Annotated in this window: 22 protein-coding genes; 11 read left to right on the top strand and 11 right to left on the bottom strand. The window is 62.1% G+C overall.

The genetic code is table 11. The annotated features are described in order from the left end of the window. The first annotated feature begins 28 nt into the window (after positions 1-28). On the top strand, positions 29-1,591 hold the full coding sequence (ahpF, locus tag NPS47_RS00560; RefSeq protein WP_274293190.1) for an alkyl hydroperoxide reductase subunit F: 1,563 nt from the start codon (positions 29-31) through the stop codon (positions 1,589-1,591). 80 nt (positions 1,592-1,671) lie between these two features. Here ahpF and NPS47_RS00555 read toward each other — a convergent pair whose 3' ends face one another. The 5 genes from NPS47_RS00555 to NPS47_RS00535 form a co-directional block, all read right to left on the bottom strand. Continuing rightward, positions 1,672-2,523: an AraC family transcriptional regulator gene (locus NPS47_RS00555; RefSeq protein ID WP_274293189.1), complete on the bottom strand. Its 852-nt coding sequence runs from the start codon at positions 2,521-2,523 to the stop codon at positions 1,672-1,674. After that, the gene (locus tag NPS47_RS00550) at positions 2,520-2,843 is read right to left on the bottom strand and encodes an AzlD domain-containing protein (RefSeq protein WP_274293188.1); all 324 of its coding nucleotides are present in this window, start codon (positions 2,841-2,843) and stop codon (positions 2,520-2,522) included. Before NPS47_RS00550 ends, NPS47_RS00555 begins: the two co-directional genes overlap by 4 nt. Further along, on the bottom strand, positions 2,840-3,538 hold the full coding sequence (locus NPS47_RS00545) for an AzlC family ABC transporter permease (RefSeq protein ID WP_274293187.1): 699 nt from the start codon (positions 3,536-3,538) through the stop codon (positions 2,840-2,842). Before NPS47_RS00545 ends, NPS47_RS00550 begins: the two co-directional genes overlap by 4 nt. Before the next feature lie 104 nt (positions 3,539-3,642). Further along, a complete protein-coding gene (locus NPS47_RS00540) occupies positions 3,643-4,344 on the bottom strand; it encodes a sel1 repeat family protein (protein ID WP_274293186.1) in 702 nt (233 codons plus the stop codon). A gap of 155 nt (positions 4,345-4,499) precedes the next feature. Beyond that, positions 4,500-5,117, bottom strand: a complete 618-nt coding sequence (locus NPS47_RS00535; RefSeq protein WP_274293185.1) for a LysE family translocator — start codon at positions 5,115-5,117, stop codon at positions 4,500-4,502. A gap of 113 nt (positions 5,118-5,230) precedes the next feature. Between NPS47_RS00535 and NPS47_RS00530 the strand changes: the two genes are divergently transcribed. Continuing rightward, the gene (locus NPS47_RS00530; RefSeq protein ID WP_274293184.1) at positions 5,231-6,151 is read left to right on the top strand and encodes a LysR substrate-binding domain-containing protein; all 921 of its coding nucleotides are present in this window, start codon (positions 5,231-5,233) and stop codon (positions 6,149-6,151) included. Here NPS47_RS00530 and NPS47_RS00525 read toward each other — a convergent pair. Next, a complete protein-coding gene (locus NPS47_RS00525; protein ID WP_274293183.1) occupies positions 6,148-7,062 on the bottom strand; it encodes a LysR family transcriptional regulator in 915 nt (304 codons plus the stop codon). The two genes, NPS47_RS00530 and NPS47_RS00525, sit on opposite strands and share 4 nt — an antisense overlap. Before the next feature lie 123 nt (positions 7,063-7,185). Between NPS47_RS00525 and NPS47_RS00520 the strand changes: the two genes are divergently transcribed. Then, entirely contained in the window at positions 7,186-8,391 is a 1,206-nt protein-coding gene (locus NPS47_RS00520; protein ID WP_274293462.1) for an MFS transporter, read from the top strand. Positions 8,392-8,433: 42 nt separating this feature from the next. After that, positions 8,434-10,794 (top strand): DNA polymerase II, encoded by a 2,361-nt coding sequence (locus NPS47_RS00515; RefSeq protein WP_274293182.1) that lies wholly within the window; start codon positions 8,434-8,436, stop codon positions 10,792-10,794. Between the two features lie 7 nt (positions 10,795-10,801). Here the strand turns inward: NPS47_RS00515 and NPS47_RS00510 are convergent, their stop codons facing one another. Next, positions 10,802-11,302, bottom strand: a complete 501-nt coding sequence (locus NPS47_RS00510) for a DUF1772 domain-containing protein (RefSeq protein WP_274293181.1) — start codon at positions 11,300-11,302, stop codon at positions 10,802-10,804. 221 nt (positions 11,303-11,523) lie between these two features. Here NPS47_RS00510 and NPS47_RS00505 point away from each other — a divergent pair, with 221 nt between their 5' ends. Further along, a complete protein-coding gene (locus NPS47_RS00505) occupies positions 11,524-12,111 on the top strand; it encodes a DUF4174 domain-containing protein (protein ID WP_274293180.1) in 588 nt (195 codons plus the stop codon). A gap of 6 nt (positions 12,112-12,117) precedes the next feature. On the opposite strand, the gene NPS47_RS00500 is transcribed toward NPS47_RS00505, so the two are convergent. Both NPS47_RS00500 and NPS47_RS00495 read right to left on the bottom strand, forming a co-directional pair. Continuing rightward, positions 12,118-13,221, bottom strand: a complete 1,104-nt coding sequence (locus NPS47_RS00500; protein ID WP_274293179.1) for a polyamine ABC transporter substrate-binding protein — start codon at positions 13,219-13,221, stop codon at positions 12,118-12,120. Between the two features lie 37 nt (positions 13,222-13,258). Then, the gene (locus NPS47_RS00495; protein WP_274293178.1) at positions 13,259-14,074 is read right to left on the bottom strand and encodes a carbon-nitrogen hydrolase family protein; all 816 of its coding nucleotides are present in this window, start codon (positions 14,072-14,074) and stop codon (positions 13,259-13,261) included. A 236-nt stretch (positions 14,075-14,310) separates the two neighbouring features. Here NPS47_RS00495 and NPS47_RS00490 point away from each other — a divergent pair, with 236 nt between their 5' ends. The 4 genes from NPS47_RS00490 to NPS47_RS00475 all read left to right on the top strand — a co-directional run bounded on the left by NPS47_RS00490 (position 14,311) and on the right by NPS47_RS00475 (position 17,885). Beyond that, positions 14,311-15,993 (top strand): nitrite/sulfite reductase, encoded by a 1,683-nt coding sequence (locus NPS47_RS00490; RefSeq protein WP_274293177.1) that lies wholly within the window; start codon positions 14,311-14,313, stop codon positions 15,991-15,993. Then, positions 15,981-16,475, top strand: a complete 495-nt coding sequence (locus NPS47_RS00485; RefSeq protein ID WP_274293176.1) for a DUF934 domain-containing protein — start codon at positions 15,981-15,983, stop codon at positions 16,473-16,475. The genes NPS47_RS00490 and NPS47_RS00485 overlap by 13 nt, the downstream gene beginning before the upstream one ends. Before the next feature lie 135 nt (positions 16,476-16,610). After that, positions 16,611-17,456, top strand: a complete 846-nt coding sequence (locus NPS47_RS00480; RefSeq protein ID WP_274293175.1) for a hypothetical protein — start codon at positions 16,611-16,613, stop codon at positions 17,454-17,456. A gap of 18 nt (positions 17,457-17,474) precedes the next feature. Then, entirely contained in the window at positions 17,475-17,885 is a 411-nt protein-coding gene (locus NPS47_RS00475; protein ID WP_274293174.1) for a hypothetical protein, read from the top strand. An 84-nt stretch (positions 17,886-17,969) separates the two neighbouring features. On the opposite strand, the gene NPS47_RS00470 is transcribed toward NPS47_RS00475, so the two are convergent. Next, a complete protein-coding gene (locus NPS47_RS00470; RefSeq protein ID WP_274293173.1) occupies positions 17,970-19,586 on the bottom strand; it encodes an inorganic phosphate transporter in 1,617 nt (538 codons plus the stop codon). Positions 19,587-19,698: 112 nt separating this feature from the next. Between NPS47_RS00470 and NPS47_RS00465 the strand changes: the two genes are divergently transcribed. Together NPS47_RS00465 and NPS47_RS00460 are read left to right on the top strand one after the other, a co-directional pair. Next, a complete protein-coding gene (locus tag NPS47_RS00465; protein WP_274293172.1) occupies positions 19,699-20,100 on the top strand; it encodes a DUF488 domain-containing protein in 402 nt (133 codons plus the stop codon). 122 nt (positions 20,101-20,222) lie between these two features. Further along, positions 20,223-20,669, top strand: a complete 447-nt coding sequence (locus tag NPS47_RS00460; RefSeq protein ID WP_274293461.1) for a GNAT family N-acetyltransferase — start codon at positions 20,223-20,225, stop codon at positions 20,667-20,669. On the opposite strand, the gene NPS47_RS00455 is transcribed toward NPS47_RS00460, so the two are convergent. Next, positions 20,647-22,107: a right-handed parallel beta-helix repeat-containing protein gene (locus NPS47_RS00455; RefSeq protein WP_425313466.1), complete on the bottom strand. Its 1,461-nt coding sequence runs from the start codon at positions 22,105-22,107 to the stop codon at positions 20,647-20,649. The genes NPS47_RS00460 and NPS47_RS00455 overlap by 23 nt on opposite strands. Between the last annotated feature and the right edge of the window lie 2 nt (positions 22,108-22,109).

The raw sequence follows: 22,109 nt of genomic DNA, 5'->3' as shown, positions 1-22,109 counted from the left end.
TCTACCGTTTGAAAAAGGAATCGCCCGTATGTTGGACGCCACGCTTAAAACTCAGTTGAAAGCCTACCTGGAGCGGGTCACTCAGCCGATCGAGATCGTTGCCTCCCTCGATGACGGCGCGAAATCCCGCGAATTGCGCGACCTGCTGGTAGAAATTGCCAGCCTGTCCACCTTGATTACCCTGCGTGAAGATGGCAACGACGCCCGTCGCCCGTCGTTCTCGCTCAACCGCCCGGGAGCGGACATTGGCCTGCGTTTTGCCGGTATCCCCATGGGCCACGAATTCACCTCGCTGGTGCTCGCCCTGCTGCAGGTTGGCGGTCATCCGTCCAAGGCCAGCGCGGAAGTGATCGAGCAGATCAGTGCACTCAAGGGTGAGTTCAGTTTTGAAACCTACTTCTCGCTGTCTTGCCAGAACTGCCCGGACGTGGTCCAGGCGCTGAACCTGATGGCGGTGCTCAACCCCAATATCCGCCATGTCGCCATCGATGGCGCACTGTTCCAGGCCGAAGTGGAAACGCGCAAGGTCATGGCCGTGCCGAGCGTCTACCTCAATGGCGAAGTGTTTGGCCAGGGCCGCATGGGCCTGGAAGAGATCCTCGCCAAGCTCGATACCAGTACCGGTGAGCGCCAGGCCGAGAAGATCAACGCCAAGGACGCCTTTGACGTCCTGGTGGTGGGCGGCGGCCCGGCCGGTGCCGCAGCGGCGATCTACGCTGCACGTAAAGGCATTCGTACCGGTGTGGCGGCCGAGCGCTTCGGCGGTCAGGTACTCGACACCATGGCCATCGAAAACTTCATCTCGGTACAGGAAACCGAAGGCCCGAAACTGGCCATGGCCCTGGAAGAGCACGTCAAACAGTACGACGTCGACATCATGAACCTGCAGCGCGGTGAAGCGCTGATTCCGGGCACCGACGGCGGCCTGCACGAAGTACGTCTGGCCAGTGGCGCCTCGCTCAAGGCCAAGACCGTGATCCTCGCTACCGGTGCCCGCTGGCGCGAAATGAACGTGCCAGGCGAGAAGGAATACCGTAGCCGTGGCGTGGCCTACTGCCCGCACTGCGATGGCCCGCTGTTCAAAGGCAAGCGTGTGGCGGTAATCGGTGGCGGAAACTCGGGTGTGGAAGCCGCTATCGACCTGGCGGGTATCGTTGCCCAGGTGACGTTGATCGAGTTCGACAGCCAGTTGCGCGCCGATGCCGTGCTGCAACGCAAGCTGCACAGTCTGCCGAACGTGAAAGTCATCACCAGTGCACTGACCACCGAGGTGCTGGGTGACGGTGAGAAGGTCAATGGCCTGCGTTACAAGGATCGCAACAGCGACGAGCTGCATGACATCGCGCTGGAAGGGATCTTCGTGCAGATCGGCCTGCTGCCCAACACCGACTGGCTCAAAGGTACGCTCGAACTGTCGCCGCGTGGTGAGATCATTGTCGATGCCCGTGGCCAGACCAACCTGCCCGGCGTGTTTGCCGCAGGCGACGTGACTACTGTGCCGTACAAGCAGATCGTGATTGCGGTGGGCGAGGGTGCCAAGGCTTCACTGGCGGCCTTTGATCATCTGATCCGCACTTCGGCGCCGGCCTGATAAGCCAGATCGCGGGGCAAGCCCGCTCCCACAGGATTAGGTAAGACCTGTGGGAGCGGGCTTGCCCCGCGATTGCATTCTCAAGCCGAACGCTCCCCGACACAGGCCCGCCGATACTCCCCAGGCGTCACCCCATAAGCCTGCTTGAACTGCCGGTTCAAATGACTCTGATCAGCAAACCCCAGGGCAAAGGCCACGTTGAATGGCAGGCAATCATTCTTCAGCAACTCCCGCGCCCGACTCAGGCGCCGCTGCTTGAGCCAGGCATGCGGTGGCAGGCCGGTGGCCTGGCGAAACACCCGGGCGAAGTGAAAGGGTGAGAGGTTGACCGACTCGGCCAGCTCCTGCAGCGACGGCGGGTACGCCAGGCGACTGTCCATCAGCTCTTTGGCCCGGGCCACGGCGCAGGGTTCGTTACCCGGCTGACGGATGCTGGCCGCGCCGCCTACACGGGCATGACGCTGCACCAGCAACAGCACCGCCTCGCGCCAGGCAGTCTGCTGCTCAAGGGCACTGGCACCGTTTTCCGCCGAGTAGTGCAACCAACTGAAGGCCTTGGCCAGTTGCGGGTCGTGCAGCACGCTGGCCTCGAAGCTGGGCAAACCGTCGCGTTTGAGCTCCAGTTCGTCCAGCACCCCGGTGATGCGTTCGCTGTCCGGGTAGAAGCCGCGGTAACGCCAGCCTTGTTCGTGAGCCTTGGCACCGGTGTGCAGTTCATCGGGGTTGATCAGCACCATGCTGCCCACCGGCGCCAGGTGTTCGCTGCCGCGATGCCAGAAGCGTTGGGCACCGGACTCGATGATGGTGATGACATAGCCTTCATGCACATGCGGAGCAAAGCGTTGCTGGAAATACGTGGCGTGCAGCAACTCGATATCGCCAAGTGCCGGCGCTTGCCAGAAGCGGGTCTGTTCCTGCGGTGCAAGGTTCATGGGCTGCCGTTCAACCACCAGCGAAAGACAAAGAAGAAAGCCATGCTGACCAGCATGCTGATCAGGGTGCTGCGGGTCAACAGGACCAGCACCACTGCGACTATCGAGCCCAGCAGGTAAGGGTTGGCCAGGCTCAGGTCGAGTTGGTGGCCGGGCAGGAAAATGATCGGCCCGCAGATCGCCGTGAGCATGCCCGGTACGGCAAAGCCCAGAAACTGCCGCGCATTGGAACTCAGGCGCAGCGGCAGGCGCGGTTCGAGAAAGGCGTAACGGTTGAGAAACACCAGCAAGCCCATACCGACAATCAAGGCAAAGATCATGAGCGTGCTCCGCTGAACTTCTGACAGATGAAGCCGGCGCTCATGCCCAGCAGGCCGGCCGCGACCAGACCGGTTTCCCAATGCCAGAAACTGAACAGCACCGAACTGAACAACGACACCGCGACGCAGACCACGGTGGGCAGGTTGCGCACCAGTGGCGCGATCAGCGCGACGAAGGTGGCGACGATGGAAAAGTCCAGGCCCAGTTGATCCAGGTGCGGGATGTTCTGGCCGAGGATGATGCCGGCCAGGGTGAACAGGTTCCAGGCAATATAGAACGTCAGGCCCACCCCCAGGGCGTACCAGCGATTGAACTGCTGTTGGTCATACTGGCTGGTGAGGGCGAAGAACTCGTCGGTGAGCAGAAAACCCAGGCCCAGCCGCCAGCGCGTGGGCAGGCCCGACAGTACCGGGCGCATCGACAAACCGTAGAGCAAGTGCTGCGAGGTCAGCAGCAGGGTGGTCAAGAGAATCGAGAACAGGTTGGCGCCACCCTTGATCATGCCGATCGCCACCAGCTGGGCGGCACCGGCAAACACAATGGCTGACAGGCCCTGGCCTTCCCACGGTGTGAGGTCGGCTTCGATGGCCATGGAACCGGCCAGCAGCCCCCAGGGGGCAACGGCCAGGGACAAGGGCAGGATGGCAATGGCGCCCTGGATAAAGGCTTGGCGGGCGAACGGCGGACTGGACATGGAAATATGCGGTTACTGAACAAGGTTGCACAGCATGCCAGAGCTACGCGCGGGTGACTTGAACGATCTTGCTGTTCAGGCTCTGCCCGGGAGCTACGCAAGGTTTAATACTGGCTGCTGAGCAAGCGCTGGTTGACCGCAAAGCAACCGTTGAGGTCGACGGCTTTCTGCCAGTAACGCTGACGTTGATCGGGGTTGCTGTTGCCCTGCAGGCGGTAGATTTCCGCCTGGTAGTCACGCTGGCGTCCCCACTGCATCGCCAGTCCCTGGGGCTGCTCGCGGTTGCACAGCAAGCGCTCGGCAGGTTGCGGATAGTAGGCGGCGAAGCGGCTGGCCACGTTCGGGATGTTTTCGAGAGCCCTGACAAACGCAGCGCTCTGGCGGTAGTCCGTGCACCAGGCCTCAATCCCCAGGGCGGCAGGTGCAAAGCCTTGGGCCAAGCTGGTCTGCAGCAGCGGACAGGCCACCGGCGGAACCTGTTCAGCGGGCAGGTAGGTCATGTAATAGAGAGCCAGGCGGTAGCGGGCCACCGGGTGATTCAGCTCCACGGCTTTGTTCAACAGGCTCACTGCCGGAGCCAGGCTGCGGCCCATGGCCTGGCCCTGTTGCGCGAGGTCCTGGTCGGTGGTACTGGTCTTGAGGCTCAAGCCGCTGATCTGGTGGTCGGTTTGATCCAGGAGGGTCAACGCCTGACGGTACAGCAGGTCGGCGTGGGGGTCGATTGGCGGGCTGTCAGCCGAGGCGCAGGCAGGAGCAAGTGCCGCCAGCAGTACACCCAGAAAGCGTGTGGGCAGCAGGGGGAACATACGGAGGAGCGATATCTGACGGTTGCGCATCAAGCAAATGGCAGGCTGGTGATGTTCAGGGTTCAATCCGACTATCCATAGTGGGGCTCGAAGGGGCCTGGGAGAAAGCCGGACATTCTAACCGTTGTAGGACCGGTCTCGAAAGCCACGAAGCCTCAGGTCCAGAGTGCATGGAGATTGTAAAGCAGTCCCGCTGCGGCGATCAGCAGTAGCACAACACCGCTGGTCAGGCTGATCATGCGCTGGCGCCGCGGGGTTGTCAGTTTGCTGGTCAACAGGATGTATAGACTCAATATGGCCAGATCCATTACGGTCCAGAGCAGGGAAAGTAGTAACAGGCTGTGACTTGTATCCGTCGTGACCTGGATGAATTGCGGGAAAAATGCCACGAAGAACAGGATGTCTTTCGGGTTCGACAGACCGATGGCAAAACCTTTCCACAGACTGCCCCGAGTGCTGGATGTCTCGGCGCTATCGGCACTTTGCAACAGTGTCTGGCGCAGGTTGGCAATCGCCAGGTAGCCGATGAACAGGCAGCCCACCAGGCTCAGCGCGGTCAGCACCTGCGGGGCGATGGCTGCACTGGTGAGAATCAGGCCGGCAGCCAGGGCAATCAATACCAGCGAAGCGCCGTTGGTACCGATGGCGGTCAGCAGGGCCTGGCGGCGACCGGCGCTTGCGGCGGTGTTGACGACCAGGGCGACCACCGGCCCCGGCGTGGCGATCAACAGCGTGACGGTCAATGCATAGGTCAAAAGCAGTGCGGTGTTCATCGATAGCGCTCAGCAACAGGGAGGTGGCCGGGCATTCTCGACAGCCCTCCCAGCCTTGTAAAACGCCTGTTGCTATGGCTTTCTATTAGTTCTACTCATGCTTGCGAATGACCATGTCCGAACGAATTCCAGCGCTGCAGGCCCTGCGGGCTTTCGAAGTGGCGGCGCGCTATGGCTCCTTTACCCGGGCGGCCCAGGAAATGGCGCTGACTCAGGGGGCTATCAGCCACCACATCAAGACACTCGAGGACTTGTTCGACTGCGCATTGTTCGAGCGCCGCGGCCCGAAACTGTCGCTCACCGAATCGGGACGCTTGCTGGCTCAGGAACTGAAAGTCGGGTTCAAGATCATCGAAAATGCCTGCGGCCTGCTTAAACAGGACCGCAATTGCATTCGCCTGAAGGCGCCATCGACCCTGACCATGCGCTGGTTGCTGAAGGTGCTTGAGCAGTTTCGCCTGCAGGACGCAGCCAGCCGTGTTCAGTTGTCCAGTGTGTGGATGGATATCGATCACGTCGATTTCTACAGTGAACCTTTCGAGGCCGCCATTCTCCTGGCTGACGGGCGATTTGCCGCTGAGGTCGATAGCCTCAGGCTTTTTGATGAGTGGTTGGTACCGGTGTGCAGCCCGGACCACCAGGCTGTTGCTGCGCAGGACCTGAACAGCTTGAACCGCTTTGAGCTGGTGCATGCCTCGGCGGACCGTCGCGACTGGCGGCGCTGGCTGACGCGCCTGGGTGCAGCGCAGGTGACGATCGACCGTGGCCAGCTGTTCGACACCCTCGACCAGGGTATCAGCGCTGCCCGGCAAGGTGCGGGCATCGCCGTGGTCGATTTGCTGCTGGCGCAGGGCGAGCTCGACAGCGGTCGGTTGGTCATGCCCTTTCCCCAGGCTGTGGCCACGGCAGAGAGCTACTACCTGACCTGGCCAAGGTCCAGCCCCCAGGCTCGGCAGGTGCGGGCGCTGGGGGAATTTCTGTGTGCCCGGGTGCCGCAAGCACCCTTGCACGGAGTTGATTATTTGTATGACTAATAGCTGTGCGGCGTGTAGCGCTCGTGTTCAGCAAACAGCCGCTCGGCCATGAAGTCGATGAACACCCGCAAGCGTGGCGGCATCTGCCGACCGGACGGCCACAGCAGGTAGAAACTACCGCGCCGTTCCAGGTAATCGTCGAGCACGGTGACCAGCTCACCCTTGGCCAATTGCTGACGCACGGTGAAATCCGGCAGGCAGGTGATGCCACGGTCGCGCATGGCAAAGCAGATCCGGGTCTCGACATGGTTGCAGACCATCGACACCGGGATCTCATAGTCGCGCTCGGGCTCTTCACGGCGTAGCGGCCAGCGCTCGAGCTTGCCGCTGCTGGGGAAGCGATAGTGCAGGCAGGTGTGGCGGCTCAGCTCGTCAGGGTGGAGTGGGGTACCGCAGCGTTGCAGGTAGCCGGGCGACGCCACCAGCAGATGGTGGAAATGGCCGAGAAATTTCGCCTTCAGGCGTGAGTCCGACGGCGTACCACCGCGCATTACCACATCGAACCCTTCGCCGATGATATCGACCATGCGGTCGCTGAAATCCAGGTCCAGCTCAATCTCCGGGTACAGCGCCATGAATTCACTCAAGGCCGGCATCACCAGGGCCGTGACCTGCGGCAAGCTGATCCGCAGGCGGCCGCGCGGCGTTTGATTGGCCTGCAACAGCTCAAGCTCGGTGGCTTCGATTTCGGCAAGGATGCGCTGGCTGCGGTCGAGAAACATCATACCCTCGGCAGTGAGGGTGATACTGCGGGTGCTGCGGTGAAACAGGCGCACGCCCAGGCGCGCTTCCAGACGCGCCACGCGTTTGCCAATGGCCGAGGCACTTACTCCCAGCGACTGGGCGGCGGCGACGAAGCTGCGGGTTTCGGCAACCCGGACAAACACTACGAATCCATTGAGGCTATCCACCTGGCACTCCTATTGCGGACATCTGTGTCCTGGATGTGCGGAATACTACCCGTCTTTATCCGTAGTAGCCGCCGCCCGTAAGGTTGCCCTGGTCTTTTACCCAGGAGTTTCACCATGACTCAGATGAGTTGCACAGCCGCCGCCCCGCCAGCCCCGGAAATTGTCGAGCAACCGCTACCGCTCAGTGGTTTGTTGGCCCTGGCCATGACCGGCTTCATTGCCATCCTCAGCGAAACCTTGCCCGCCGGGCTGCTTGGGCAGATCTCGGCCGGTATGCAGATCAGCGAGGCCATGGCCGGGCAATTGGTCACGGTGTATGCCCTGGGCTCGTTGCTCACCGCCATTCCGCTGGTGACCCTGACTCAAGGCTGGCGGCGTCCGGTGTTGTTGCTGGCGATTGTCGGCTTTTTACTGTTCAACACCTTGACGGCCTTGTCGCAGTCCTACCTGCTGACCCTGGCGGCGCGCTTCATGACCGGCGTCGCCGCAGGCCTGGCCTGGGGGGTGATCGCCGGGCATGCGCGGCGCATGGTCAGCCCGGCGCAACAAGGCCGGGCCATGGCGGTGGCAATGATCGGTGCGCCAGTCGCCCTGTCGCTGGGGGTGCCGGCCGGTACCTGGCTGGGAGAACTGATCGGCTGGCGCAATACCTTTGCCCTGGTCTCGGTTGCAACTCTAGGGCTGGTTGCCTGGGTGCTGTGCAAGGTGCCGGACTTTGACGGCCACAAGCCGGGCCAGCGCCCGCGTGTCAGCCAGGTGTTGCGTACGCCAGGAGTAGTGGCGGTTCTGTTGGTGATTCTCACGTGGGTCCTGGCCCATAACGTGCTGTACACCTATATCGTGCCGTTTCTTGCTGCTGCGGGGTTGGCCGCGAGTACCGACCTGGTGCTGCTGACATTCGGCATCGCCGCCCTGGCCGGTATCGCTCTGGTGGGGACCTGGGTCGACCGGCACTTGCGCAGCCTGGTGCTGTGGAGCCTGGTCGGTTTTGCCACGGTGGCACTGGTGCTGGGGTTGGTCGGTCAGTCGGCGCTGCTGGTGTTTGTCAGCGTAGCGCTCTGGGGCCTGACGTACGGTGGTGCACCAACCTTATTGCAGACCGCCAGCGCCGACGCCGCAGGAGAGGGGGCCGATGTCGCCCAGTCGTTGATCGTGACCGTGTGGAACCTGGCCATCGCCGCGGGCGGCCTGCTCGGTGGGTTGTTGCTGAACTTCTGGGGAGTGGGCAGTTTCACCTGGGTAGTGTTGCTGTTGATCAGCGTGGCCTTGCTGATTGCCAGTCGCGCCCATCGTCATGGTTTTGTGCCGGGCGCGCGGGTGGTTGGCTAAGGTAGAATCGCTGCTCAGACAGGATATTTCGAGGTTGCAGCGGTGGAGTTACAGCAGGGCTTTGTCCTGACCCGGCATTGGCGCGATACCCCGGCAGGCACCTGCGTCGAGTTCTGGCTGGCCACCGATCAGGGCCCACGTCGCCTGCGCTTGCCGCTGCAAACCTCTGTAGCCTTTATCCCCGTAGCCTACCGTCAGCAAGCACAGGCGGTGCTGCGGGGTGAGCGTGGAGTCGAGCTGCGGCCACTTGAGTTGCGCGACTTCGAGCAACGACCTGTGCTGGGCCTGTACTGCCGTCAGCATCGCCAGTTGATCCAGCTGGAGAAGCGCCTGCGCGCTGCCGGGGTGCAGGTTTACGAAGCTGACATCCGTCCGCCCGAGCGCTACCTGATGGAGCGGTTCATCACCGCCCCGGTCAGCTTCAGTGGCACGCCGGACGAACAGGGTGTATTGCTGGACGCCCAGCTGAAACCAGCTCCCGACTACCGCCCAAAGCTCAAACTGGTGTCGCTGGACATCGAAACCACCGAGCGCGGCGAGTTGTATTCCATTGCCCTGGAAGGCTGTGGTCAGCGCCAGGTATACATGCTTGGCCCGGCCAACGGCGACGCCACTGGTATCGACTTCGACCTTGAGTATTGCGACACCCGCGCGCAATTGCTGGAGCGCTTGAACCACTGGCTGGCGCTGCACGATCCCGATGCGATCATTGGCTGGAACCTGGTGCAGTTCGACCTGCGCGTGCTCCAGGCACACGCCCAGCAACTGCAGGTCCCGCTGTGCCTGGGACGTGAAGGTGAGCCAATGGAATGGCGCGAGCATGGCAGCCGTGCGCACTTTTTTGCCGGGGCCAGCGGGCGTTTGATCATCGACGGTATCGAGGCGTTGCGCTCGGCGACCTGGAGCTTCCCTTCGTTCAGCCTGGAGAACGTCGCCCAGACCCTGCTCGGCGAGGGCAAGGCGATCGACACGCCGTACCAGCGCATGGACGAAATCAACCGCATGTTCGCCGAGGACAAGCCGGCCCTGGCGCGCTACAACCTCAAGGACTGCGAACTGGTCACGCGCATTTTTGCCAAGACCGAGCTGCTCACCTTCCTGCTGGAGCGGGCCACGGTCACCGGCCTGCCAGCCGACCGTAGCGGCGGTTCGGTTGCTGCATTTTGCCACCTGTACATCCCCCTGATGCACCGTCAGGGCTTTGTTGCGCCGAACCAGGGCGAGCGGCCCGATGAAGCCAGCCCCGGCGGCTTTGTCATGGATTCGCGGCCGGGCTTGTACGAGTCGGTGCTGGTGCTGGATTACAAGAGCCTGTATCCCTCGATCATCCGCACCTTCCTCATCGACCCGCTGGGTTTGATCGAGGGCCTGCGCGAGCCGGGTGACGATACATCGGTACCCGGCTTTCGCGGTGCGCGCTTTTCCCGCAGCCATCACTGTCTGCCAGCGATTGTCGAGCGGGTCTGGCAAGGGCGCGAGACGGCCAAGCGCGAACATAACGCGCCGCTGTCGCAGGCGTTGAAGATCATCATGAATGCGTTCTACGGCGTGCTGGGTTCCAGCGGATGCCGCTTCTTCGATCCACGCCTGGCTTCATCGATCACCCTGCGTGGCCACGAGATCATGCGCCGCACCCGTGAGCTGATCGAGGCCCAGGGCTATGCGGTGATCTATGGCGACACCGACTCCACTTTCGTCTGGCTCAAGGGCGCTCACAGCGAGGCCGATGCCGACGCCATCGGCCGGCGTCTGGTGCAGCAGGTCAACCAGTGGTGGCGTGAGCATTTGCGCGACAGCTACGACCTCGACAGTGCCCTGGAACTGCAGTACGAAACCCACTACAAACGGTTCCTGATGCCGACCATCCGTGGCGCCGAAGAGGGCAGCAAGAAGCGTTACGCGGGGCTGGTCCAGCGTGGCGACGGACACGAAGAGATGGTCTACAAGGGACTGGAAAGTGTGCGCACCGACTGGTCGCCGCTGGCCCGGCAGTTTCAGCAGGCGCTGTACGAGCGGATCTTTCGGCGTCAGCCCTACCAGGCCTATGTGCGTGAATTTGTGCGCCAAACCCTGGCCGGGGAGCTGGATGAGTTGCTGATCTATCGCAAGCGTCTGCGTCGGCCACTGGCCGACTATCAACGCAACGTGCCGCCGCATGTACGGGCGGCGCGCATGGCTGACGACTTCAATCAGCGCCAGGGCCGGCCCCGGCAGTACCAGAACGGTGGCTGGATCAGCTATGTGATCACCGTGGCCGGCCCCGAGCCGTTGGAGACCCGGCATTCAGCCATCGACTACGACCACTACCTGACCCGGCAACTGCAGCCGGTGGCCGATGCCATCCTGCCGTTTGTGCAGGATGACTTTACAGCGTTGATCGATAAGCAGATGGGCCTGTTCTAACCCGCTCCTACCCGCCGCGAATCAAGCCCAACGCCAGCATCAACCACGCCGCCGCAGCAATCGCGGTGACCGTGCGCACATGATTCCAGCGATTCCAGCTCGGTACATAACGGTGCCACGCTGCTGCCGCCTCGCTGCTGGCCGGGTCGAGGCGGGCCAGCGCCTGGTTTTTCGGCACGTTGAACAGCATCGTCACGACGATATTGCCTACCAGGTACAGGCCGCTACCAATTGCCATGCACAAACTGCCGGGTAGTGGCCAGCGCTGGTAAGCCCAGATCAGCAAACCGACGCAGGTCAGCGCCGTGCCAAGAAACAAGGCCAGGAACAAGCGGTTGAGCACCACCTGATTGATTGACTGCATGGCCGTCACGGCACTGTTCTCCGGGATACGTTCCAGTGCTTTCATGACGAAGTTGGAGAAGGCGAAGAACAGCCCTCCCATCAGGCCACAACCCAGGGCCGTGGCCAGGATCAGCAACAACAGCAAGGTATCGACAACGCTCATGGTCCGGTCCTTCAGTAGCGGCAGGGGCAGGCGTGGCTGACAGCCTTCAGCTATCCTCAGATTCAGATGTCAGCCTGTTCTGGACACGCCCAAGGCCTTACATGGAAATGGGAAGTTACCTTTGAGCTGTCCACGGATTTCGTCCTGTAGTTTAGGCTCGCACCTCGGATCTTTCGTCGCGATCTGTAGTCTTTGATGCATGGAATTTGAAGGAGATGCGCATGCGCGTACGGTCACTGACCTTTGCCACCTTGCTGGCCATCGTTGCCGGCCCCGTCTTCGCCGACAACAGTGATCCCCAACCGCTGGACCTGGATCTGTACAAGGCCCGTCCCTTGATTGTCATTGCGCCCAGTACTGCGGACCCGACCCTGCGCGCTCTGAACAAGGCGCTGGAAGATCCGGCCACCAAGGCGGCGTTCCAGGAGCGCAACCTGGTGCTGTACAGCATTGCCGGGATGATGGGCAAACGCGAAGGCAAGGACCTCGACCAGCAGACCACCATGGCGCTGATCCGTCAGTTCAGGTTCAGTGCCGCCGACACTGTCGTTACGCCGGTGGTGCTGGTGGGCAAGGATGGCGTACAGCATCGGATCGCACACACCGGTACCGTCGAACCGAAGGCGATTTTCGACGCGGTAGACGCCTTGCCGGCTGAAGAAAAAGCCATCGTCGCGCCAACCGTGGCGGAGCAGAAGCAGGCCGCCACCACGCCGGCTAAAGATGGCAAACCGGCAAAACCCGCCAAACCGGCCAAGCCGGCCAAGCCGGCCAAGCCGCTGCCACCGCCCAAGCCACTGGAAGACTGAGGCTGATCAACTGCCGCTCTTGACCTGGCTCCACACCCGGGTGCGTACCCGCTCGAGCTTGAGCGGCAAGGGCTCGAGCGGGAACAGGGTGTCGAGCACCGCTTGCGGCGGGTATACCGTGGGGTTGTCGCGGATGTTGGTATCGACCAGATCGGTCGCATCCTTGTTGGCATTCGGGTAGCCCAGGTAATTGGTCGAGGCGGCGATGACCTCGGGCCTGAGCATGTAGTTGATGAATGCCAGGCCTTGCTGCGGATTCGGCGCTTGCTTGAGCAGCACCATGTTCTCCAGCCACATTGGCGCCCCTTCGCGGGGAATGCTGTAGCGCAGCTGGCGGCCGTTGCCGGCATTCTCGGCGCTGAGCTTGGCCTCGAACACCCCGCCAGACCACCCCAGTACCACGCAGACATTGCCGTTGGCCAGATCGGAGATGAACCGCGAGGAGTCGAAGTAGCGAATATGCGGGCGCAGCTTGAGCAGCAACGCTTCGGCCTTGCGGTAGTCGTCCGGGTTCTTGCTGTTGTAGGGCAGGCCCAGGTAGTGCAGGGCGATGGGGATGATCTCGTTGGGGGCATCGAGCATGGCCACCCCGCATTCGCTCAGTTTGGCCAGGTTGGCTTCATCGAAGATCAATGCCCAGGAGTCCACAGGCGCCTGCTCACCGAGCAAGGCTTTGACCTTGTCCTGGTCGTAACCGATGCCGGTGGTGCCCCACATATACGGAGCGGCGTAGCGATTGCCGGGATCGTTGCTCTGCAGCTTGGCGAGCATCTGCGGATCGAGGTGGGGGAAGTTGGGCAACTGGCTGCGATCCAGCTCGGCCAGCACGCCGGCCTTGATCAGGTTGGGCAGCAGGTCGCCGCTGGCGAACACCACGTCATAGCCGCTGCGCCCGGCCATCAACTTGCCTTGCATCACGTCGCTGTTGTCGAACACGTCATAAACCGGGGCGATGCCCGAGGCCTGCTGGAATTCCTTGGTGGTGTTCGGCGCGATGTAGTCGTACCAGTTGTAGATGTGCACGCTGGGTGTGGCGGTTTCTCCCGCCTGAACGCCTGCCGCGCACAGCAACGCGGTCAGGGCCAGGGGTAAGCAGCGGATCGGCTTCATGGGGACACTCCAGGGTTCTTGTTGTTGGCAGGTAGTGTTAGGGGATCAACAGCTCGCGGCGCCCGTCGGGGTGCTCGATTCGCGTACCCGGTAGCAGCAGGCGGCGGTCTTTGAGGTAGTCGTAGTCGCGGCGGGCGAGTTGCAGTTGCTCAAGGTCCAGTTCGATCTGTTGGCGGCAAGGTTCGCGACCGGCCTCGAACTTCACGCGGCCGAACGGATCGACTACCGCGCTGCCACCGGCGAACACCAGCCCGCCATCACCTGGGCCGACGCGATTGACCATCAGGGCAAAGGCCTGGTTTTCCTGGGCGCGGGCCATGATCGCGGTACGGTGTACCGGGCCGTAGGGGTCCATGTTGCCGTTGCTGACAATGATCAGGTCGACGCCCAACTGGCCCAGGGCGCGGCTGCTCTCCGGCAGCTCGATGTCGTAGCAGATCAGCAGACCAATGCGCAGGCCTTTCCAGTACGCGGTTGCGTAGCGGTCGCCGGGCTGGAACAGCCCACGCTCGGACGGCCACAGGTGAGTCTTGCGATAGGACAGGGCGATGCCTTCGGGGGTGATCAGCACCGAGGTGTTGTAGTAAGCGCCGTCGGCCTGTTCGGCAATCCCGATCACGACCGCCACATCGTGTTCGCGCACCGCCTGCTGGACCGCTTGCAGGCTAGGGCCCTGCAGCGGTTCGGCAACTCGCGGCAGTTGCCCGGTGCTGGCAAAACCCATCAGCTGGGTTTCCGGAAACACCAGCAAGTCGGTGTCGGCCTTGCAGCCGGCAATCGCCTCCAGGGTGCGTTGCAGGTTGTAGGCGGTATCGCCGTCGCGGCCATCTATCTGTATCAGTTCGATCTTCATCGCGGTTCCTTGTCCTGAGCTGGAACCGAGTATGCGCGGCCCGTTGCGGGCCGGACATTACTGCGATGGGGTAACCCTCAGTGGTTAATGGCCGCGCGCCGGTCGAGTGTCGATGCTGAACAGGGCGATATCAGCCGGCGGACACTCAACTGATCCGTATAAATCCAATAAACCTGAATCTGTAACTCAGTACACCTCAACGCCATAGTAACGGCCTTCGTGATGAGGTCCGAACCATGTATCAGTATGACGAGTATGACCGTGCGCTGGTGTTCGAGCGCGTGGCGCAGTTTCGCGATCAGGTGCAGCGTTTCATGGCTGGCGAACTGAGTGAAGAAGAGTTCCTGCCGCTGCGCCTGCAAAACGGCCTGTACCTGCAAAAGCACGCCTACATGCTGCGTGTGGCGATCCCTTACGGCACCCTCGGTGCCCGCCAGATGCGCACCCTGGCGCGCATCGCCCGCGACTATGACCGTGGCTACGGGCATTTCACCACCCGTCAGAACATTCAGTTCAACTGGATCGAGCTGGAGCAGGTGCCCGACATCCTTCAGCACCTGGCCGAGGTCGAGATGCATGCCATCCAGACCTCCGGCAACTGTGTGCGCAACATCACCACCGAAGCCTTCGCCGGCGTCGCTGCCGATGAGTTGCTCGACCCACGGCCGCTCGCCGAAATCCTGCGCCAGTGGTCGACCATCAACCCGGAATTCCTGTTCTTGCCGCGCAAGTTCAAGATCGCCATCTGCTCGGCCGTTGAAGACCGCGCGGCGATCATGATGCATGACATCGGCCTGTACCTGTACCGCGACGGCCAGGGCCAGATGTGCTTGCGGGTCATGGTCGGCGGTGGTCTGGGGCGGACGCCGATTCTCGGTCTGCAGATCCGCGAGGGCCTGCCGTGGCAGCATCTGTTGTCGTATGTCGAAGCGATCCTGCGGGTCTACAACCGCCACGGTCGGCGCGACAACAAGTACAAGGCGCGGATCAAGATCCTGGTCAAGGCGCTGGGGATCGAGGCGTTCTCCCGCGAAGTGGAGCAGGAGTGGCAACACATCAAGGACGGTCCGGCGCAGCTCACGCTCGATGAGTTCCAGCGCGTGGCCGCCGCCTTCGAACCGCCGGCCTATGCCAGCGTGGTCGACAGCGAGCTTGAGTTCGAAACCCACCTGGCGCAGGACCACGGGTTTGCGCGCTGGGTGGCCTGCTGCGTGAAACCGCACAAGGTGCCGGGCTATGCCAGTGTGGTGCTGTCGACCAAGCCTGGCGTGTCGTCGCCACCGGGCGACCTGACCGCGGCGCAGATGGAGGCGGTGGCAGACTGGTCCGAGCAGTTCGGCTTCGGTGAAATCCGTATCGCCCATGAACAGAACCTGATCCTCCCGGACGTACGCAAGCAGGACTTGCACGCACTCTGGCGTCTGGCTTGCGAGCGCGACCTGGGGACCGCCAATATCGGCATGCTCACCGACATCATCGCCTGTCCCGGCGGCGATTTCTGTGCCCTGGCCAACGCCAAGTCGATTCCCATTGCCCAGTCGATCCAGCGCTGCTTCGAGGACCTGGACTACCTGCACGACCTGGGTGAGCTGAGCCTGAACATTTCCGGTTGCATCAATGCCTGCGGTCACCACCACATTGGCAACATCGGCATCCTTGGCGTCGACAAGAACGGCAGCGAGTGGTACCAGGTGACGCTCGGCGGCGCTCAGGGCAAGCACAGCACCTTGGGCAAGGTGATCGGCCCATCGTTCAGTGCCGACGAAATCCCGCGGGTCATCGAGCAGATCATTGCCACCTACTGCGCCTATCGCGAGCTGGACGAGCCCTTTGTCGACACCGTGCGCCGGGTTGGTCTGGAGCCCTTCAAAGAGCGGGTCTATGCCAAACGCCCCGAGGAGCTGATATGCGTAATGTGATTGCCCTGCGCAACGGCGAACCGCAGCTGCTTGCCGAGGATGGCTGGCAGCTGGTGCGCGACAGTGAAGCGGCGCTGCCTGAAGGTTTGCTGATTTTGCCGCTCGATCGCTGGCTGGCGCGTCAGGCGTCGCACCCTGGCGGTGGTGATGGCCTGTGGTTGGGGCCGGATGACGAGGTAGAGCCGTTGCAGCCCTGGTTGGCGCAATTGCCACTGATCGCGATCGATTTTCCCAGTTTTCGCGATGGGCGTGGCTACAGCCAGGCCTACCTGTTACGCACCCGGTTGGGCTGGCACGGCGAATTGCGCGCCATCGGCGATGTACTGCGCGATCAACTGAGCCATATGCGCCAGTGCGGTTTCGACAGCTTTGCCGTGCGTGAGGACAAGAGCGCAGAGGACGCACTCAAGGGCCTGGCGGGGATGAGTGTGCTGTATGGGCGCTCGGTGATCGAGCCGCGGCCATTGTTTCGACGCCGTTAAGCAGACCTGGCGGTGCCTGCGCGCTGCGCTGGCGGTTAGCTGGAATCCTGTGCCTGGGCTAACATCAAGGTGCCAGCAATGTGGTCGGCAATGGTGTTCGATTAATCGCCGCTTGCCCGAGCAAGGACTACCCCCATGGCCTCATTCACGCGTAACTGCGGTTTTGTGCTGATTACCTTGGCGTTGGTTGGTTGCAGCAACCTCGAGGAAGTCCAGGAGTTCGCTAACGAGTCAGCAAAATTTGCCAGCGACACAACACTGATTGATCACTATCAAAGCACCTTTGCGCGTGAAGCTCCGTTTCTGACCACCCCCGCCCAGAAGGCTCTGGCAAGCGACAATGACGCACGTCGGCAAAAGCAGCTGACCGATGTGCGTCGTTTGAACTATGGGGTTGCCAGTTACATGCAGACCCTGGCCCGCCTGGCGGGTGATGAGTCGTTCGATGTGTCCAAATCGCTCGATGGCTTGGCGCAGAGTCTCGGTAAACATCCTGAACTCGGGATCAACGAGCAACAGGTGGCGGCCTATTCGTCCCTGGCCAAGACAATTGCCAAAGGCCTGACAGCGGCTGCTCAGCAGGCAGCAGTGCGGGATATGGTTACTGCTGCAGACAGCGACCTGCAGGTGCTACTAAGCGCAATGAAGGATGTGCTGCGTTATGCGCAAGCCACCAGTGCCAATGAGAAGAGCACGGTGATTGGCCGCTACGAGTCAGAGATCCCGTTCTACCAACGGCAAAACATGTGGCTGGTTGCCAGTCTGGGCACCGAAGCCATGATTGCCAAACGGCAGGAATATGAAAACGTTGACGGCGAGTATGCCGCCGCGCAGCAAGCGCTGGACCGGATCAAGGCCGGGCATGCGCGACTGCGGGAGGATGCTGATCACCTGTCGGCCAAGGAAGTGCGTGTGGCGATCGATGCAATGACCAAAGAAATCAAAGCGGTTCGCAAACAACTCGACGGCCTTGAGTCTTGATCGGCCAGGAGCACGCACATGGCACTGCAAACCAAAGAAGAAATCGAACAGATCGCCGAGGTGTTGCGTAAGACGGCGGATGCCATCCATGAACGGCTGATGAAAGCCATTATTGACGAGGAAATTGAGCAGCGCGAGGCACAGCTGATCTTCAATGACGAGGTGTTGTTGCGACAGCAATGCAACAGCCTTTACATCGACGCAATCAATTGCGTGGTCGCCGATCTGTCGCAGAGCCAGGCGGCGGTGACCGCAACCATCAATGCCGCAAAAAAGACCATCAAAACCGTGCAGAACATCACCGTTTTTATCGATCTGGTAGCCGACCTGTTGCTATTGGCCGCAGCGATTTACGCTGCCAAACCGGCCCCGATCGTGGGTGCTCTCAAGGAGATAAAGGATGATATTGCAGCGCTCCCCGCTCAGTGAACCGGTGCTTTGACGCCTTATTCGCAGGAATGCGTTTGTGCAGTCTTGATGCGGGCCGCTCCAGCACGTATCGGCCCGTAGCCGTTAGAAGACGTGCCGCAACAACCAGTACAAGCCGCCTGCCAGCATAATCGCCGCTGGCAACGTCAGCACCCAGGCCATCAGCAGGTTGAAGATGGTGCGCATTTGCAGGCCCGAGCCATTGGCAACCATAGTCCCGGCCACCCCGGAAGACAGCACATGGGTTGTCGATACCGGCAGGCCGTACATGTCCGCAGCGCCAATGGTGCACATTGCCACCAGCTCCGCAGAGGCCCCTTGAGCGTAGGTCAGGTGGGTTTTGCCGATCTTTTCACCGACGGTGACCACGATCCGCCGCCAGCCGACCATGGTGCCCAGACCCAGGGCGATGGCCACGGAAATCTTCACCCACAGGGGGATGTAGCGGGTGGCATCGTCCAGCTGGCGCTTGAACAGTTGCAGGTTGGCCTGGGTATCGCTGTCGAAGCTGACCAGTTGATGCTTGTCGATCAGGCGAATGGATTCGCTGGTCAGGTACATGTCGTTACGCACGTTGGCCATGGCCTCGGCCGGCACACGGTTCAGCGAGCCATAGCCTTCGACTTCGCGGCCGATGGCGCCGGTCAGGGCGGCGAGGGCTGGAACCAGTTCAGGACTGGCTGCCGGTTGGCGGATGAATTCGGTCAGGGTCTTCCTCGGATCGGCGCTCAACAATTGCGGGGCGCCGCGCTGTAGCGACTGCTGGGTAGCCTCGGCCACTGCGGCAAACTGCAGGGATTGCTCGGCGGGCATGGTCCGGTTCAGGGCGTAGGCCATCGGCAGGGTACCGACCAGAATCAGCATGATCAGGCCCATGCCTTTCTGGCCGTCGTTGGAGCCGTGGGCAAAGGACACGCCGGTGCAGGTCAGGATCAGCAAACCGCGAATCCACCAGGGCGGCGGCGTGTTGCCGACCGGGGCCTGATACAAATCGCGGCGTTTGACCAGATGGCGCAGCACCAGCAACAACAGCGCTGCACAGGCAAAGCCGACCAGCGGTGACAACAGCAGCGAATAGCCCACCTTGCTGGCCTGGGCCCAGTCCACGCCGCTGCTGCCATCGCGGCCATGCATCAGTGCATTGGCCACGCCGACACCGATGATCGAACCGATCAAGGTGTGTGAGGAGGAGGCCGGAAGGCCCAGCCACCAGGTGCCGAGGTTCCAGATGATCGCCGACAGCAACAGGGCGAAGACCATGGCAAAACCGGCCGAGGAGCCGACCTTGAGGATCAGCTCAACCGGTAGCAGGGCGATGATGCCGAAGGCCACGGCGCCACTGGACAGCAGCACGCCAAGGAAGTTGAAAAAGCCGGACCACACCACCGCCACCGAGGCGGGCAGGGAATGGGTGTAGATCACCGTGGCCACGGCGTTGGCGGTGTCGTGAAAGCCATTGACGAACTCGAAGCCCAGGGCGATCACCAGCGCCACCCCAAGCAACAGGAAGGGGGTCCAGGTGGTGACTACCGTGCCGCTGGCATCGATGTCGTGCGCCAGGCTCCAGGCCGTGTAAAGCAAGCCGGCCAGCAACAGGCCGAAGAACAGGATCAGGGTGCCGCGACCGGGCTTGTGGTTGAGCTGTGGTCGTGGATCGGTTGTGGCAAGCGATGGACTGCTGGCCAGCGTCGGGGTAGTCATGATGACTCCGGGGTGGTTACCTCAGGCGGCAAGCTTAAAAAATCTGAGCGAAACGGACCTGATCCTGATCAATGAAACGTCTAGGCTGATACAAAATAATGCAGAGATGCCGATGATTCGCTGCAAGCGCGTTTATGATCCCGTGGCGGCCGACGACGGCCAGCGTGTGCTGGTCGACCGCTTGTGGCCGCGCAACAAGCGCAAGCAGCAGTTGCAGGCGCTATGGTTGCCTGAAGTTGCGCCGTCGACAGCATTGCGTCAGGCCTTTCATAAAGGCGAAGTGGATTTTGCCGGCTTTGCCGAGCGCTATCGTCAGGAGCTGACGGCGCGGCCCGAGCATTGGTGGTCATTGCTGGGCGTGGCCGGCAAGGGCGACCTGACCCTGCTCTATGCGGGCAAAGACACTGAACACAACAATGCCCTGGTGCTGGCCCAGTGGCTGGAAGACGAGCTGGACCGGCAGGGGCCGATGAGTTCGCCGGTGTGTTATGCCGGGGAGATCAAGCCCCTTTAGGCGGCTTGTGGTGGGAGCGGGCTTGCCCCGCGATGTGGGTTGACTGATCGACCGCCATCGCGGGGCAAGCCCGCTCCCACCGTAACCCTCTCCCTGCGCCGCAGTGAACTGTTAATTCAAGGATCTTACCCTTGCACCTTATCCCCGCCACCGACCAGCACTGCGCCTTCGCCCGCGACCTGACCCGCCGCGCCATGCTGCGTTACTACCACGAGTTCGACCTGCTGTGGATTGAAGAAGCCTTCGATCAGGCCTGGGGCTGGCGTGAGCAATGGTTGATCGTCGAAAACGACGCAGTAGTGGGCTTCTGCAGCCTCAGCCAGGACCGCCAGGCCCTGTACATCCGCGAGTTGCATCTGCTCGAGAATGCCCGTGGGCGGGGCATCGGTACTCAGGTATTGGAACAACTGGCCGGCTGGGCGGCGGAGCGGCGTTTACCGTTGATGCGTCTGACCGTGTTCAAAAGCAACCCGGCGCAGGCGTTGTACCGGCGCCAGGGCTTTGCAGCAGTGGGGGAGGATGAATGCTTCGTGCGCATGCAGCGAGCTATAGACCTGCACTGCGGTTGACGCGCACCACGCGGTCCTGGCGCTGGGTCGCATCAAGCAGCGGCCCCTGAACATCCAGCAGGTCGCCGATCAACAGGTTCTGCAGCAGCGGCTTGCCCTCGAAACGATTGTGCCCGAGCACCACCTGCTGCAGTCCTTCGACCCGCACCAGCGCCTTGCCTGCCTTGCCCAGGGTGTTGCCACTGAGGGTCAGTGGACCCGCCAATGGCGCGGCGTTGCGCAGGCTGATGGCATATTCCGGGGTGTTGCCGATGCGGTTATTGACCAGCATTGCGCCGCTTACCTCGCTGGCGTCTACGGCGCTGCCCTGGCTGTTGCCGATCAGGTTGTCCTCGATCAGCAGGGGGGCTTGCGCTGTAGGGGCCAGATTGCGCAGTTGCAGGCCGTTGCCGCGGCTGTCACCGATCAGGTTGGCGCTGAGCAGCAGGGCGCCGCGCTGCTCGTTGATCTCGATGGCGGCCTTGTGCGCACCAAGGATCAGGTTGCGCTCGATCCGTGCCACGGTCTGCCCGCGCAGGCGGATACCACTGTTGTTGTCGATGCCGCGCAGCTGATTGTTAACCAGGCTGACCTGGCTGTCGCGCACGTCGATGGCGTACTGCTGGGACTGCTCGAAACGGCTGTCGTTGATCTGTGCTTGTGTGTGTTGCAACTCGACGGCGCTGGACAGCTCGTTGAACCGGCTGTTGCGCACGAGCAACGTAGCCTGGGCCGTGCCCGGCGCCTGCTGGCTGCTCAAGGCGGTGGTCAGGCCACGGGACAGGTTGGCGTTGTAGCCCAGGCGCTCCAACGTCGAGCCGGTCACCTGGGTGTGGCTGCCGGCCCAGGCCACCACGAAGGGGCGCCAGGCGCGCTCGGTGCTGCCCGGTTTGTCACCGGCGACACTGGCCAGGCGTGACTGGTTCAGGCCCAGCCAACCCTGGTTGATCAGTGCCGTGCCCGAGTAGCTGTACAGGTACAGGCTGGTGCCTTCCAGCACCAGGCCGCCATCACTGCCGATCATCAGCGGGTAGCTGAGCAGGTAGCCGTCCTTGTAGGGCTTGAGGATCCGCGGGTTGTTCAGGGCAGTATGCAATTGCCCCAGGGTGATGCTGCCGCCACGTATCAATACCGCTTGCGGGTGATGCGCCTGGTAACCGGCAATGGCGCGGAACAGACCGTTATTGACGAACGGCTCGAACGGCCAGCTGCCGGTCTGCGAGGAAAACATCGGTTGCAGGCTGACACTGGCACGCCCGGCCGGGCGCGGGCGTTCCTTGACCTGTAGCTGCACGGCCTGGGCAACCTGTTGTTGCAGCTGCTGCAACTGTGCCTGATGTTCGGTGTTGCTGATCTCGTTCAGCGACTGCTGCATCGGCAGGCTTTGGCTGGCGGCCTGGGCCGTGCCTGCGCAGAGCAGGACGGCAAGGCAGCAAAGGGAAAGCGGGCGCATGGCCATGG

Source organism: Pseudomonas putida (genome assembly GCF_028682475.1).
Lineage (GTDB): Bacteria > Pseudomonadota > Gammaproteobacteria > Pseudomonadales > Pseudomonadaceae > Aquipseudomonas > Aquipseudomonas putida_AG.
Note: the sequence above shows the minus strand (reverse complement) of the source record. Positions and strands in the feature narration are given on the sequence as shown.